This is a genomic window from Vibrio sp. 10N.286.46.A8 (assembly GCF_041470165.1).
Classification (GTDB): Bacteria; Pseudomonadota; Gammaproteobacteria; order Enterobacterales; family Vibrionaceae; genus Vibrio; species Vibrio tasmaniensis_A.
On the sequence record NZ_JBFRLX010000397.1, the window covers coordinates 1 to 263 of the forward strand.

A 263-nucleotide genomic window follows, 5' to 3' on the forward strand; every position below is an offset into this window, starting at 1 on the left:
GTTGAATACGGGTGATGAGTACATTCGCTTAAGTGGCACCATCCGCCCTGATGATATCGACTTTGAGAATACCATTGCTTCGAACCGTGTTTCGAATGCACGAATTCAGTACTCAGGTACGGGTGTGCAGAAAGATATGCAAGAACCTGGGTTCTTGGCACGATTCTTTAATGTATCTTTGTAGAGCTTGAGACTGTGTCGACATACTGACACTTTCAGAATTATCTAATTTCAAGCTAACTCATTATAAATTAAAGCAATAC

1 protein-coding gene is annotated in these 263 nt (G+C 40.7%); it reads left to right on the plus strand.

The genetic code is table 11. The annotated features are described in order from the left end of the window. Window positions 1-184, plus strand: a 184-nt coding sequence (locus AB4232_RS22670; RefSeq protein ID WP_372088109.1) for a flagellar basal body L-ring protein FlgH, incomplete at its 5' end; no start/stop codon positions are given. Between the last annotated feature and the right edge of the window lie 79 nt (window positions 185-263).